Raw genomic sequence first — 358 nt, 5'->3', positions numbered from 1 at the left:
AACCTCAACAGACTTCAAACATCTTCTTGAACCTGAACTTTTTCCAAAGCCTAATTTTACATCTTTTTCAATGGAAAACCAAAATGACGAAGAAAACATTCAAGAAAATGAGCTTAATCAGGAAATTAACGATGAAACTAGGGGAAATGAAACTAATGAAAATCCAACACAAGCTACCCTAGGTTATTTCTTATACCCTACCATGACAAAGAGAGCTTCTTGCCTTGTTTTGCCATGGGGAGCGGAACTAAGTTATGTCATAAATAGTGAATCTTTTGAATCGATTGACCCCATTCGAGGGCAACAATCTAGACAATCCTATAGGCACCTAGCTGATTTTGAGGCTGCCTGTGATCTT

At 37.7% G+C, this 358-nt stretch carries 1 protein-coding gene; it reads left to right on the top strand.

The window, feature by feature from the left end; translation table 11 throughout:
- Positions 1–358, top strand: a 358-nt coding sequence (locus tag EIZ48_RS28970; protein ID WP_160658832.1) for a hypothetical protein, incomplete at both ends; no start/stop codon positions are given.

Source organism: Photobacterium alginatilyticum (genome assembly GCF_009910675.1).
In the GTDB taxonomy this organism is placed as follows: domain Bacteria; phylum Pseudomonadota; class Gammaproteobacteria; order Enterobacterales; family Vibrionaceae; genus Photobacterium; species Photobacterium alginatilyticum.
This window is presented reverse-complemented; position numbering and strand designations above follow the sequence as displayed.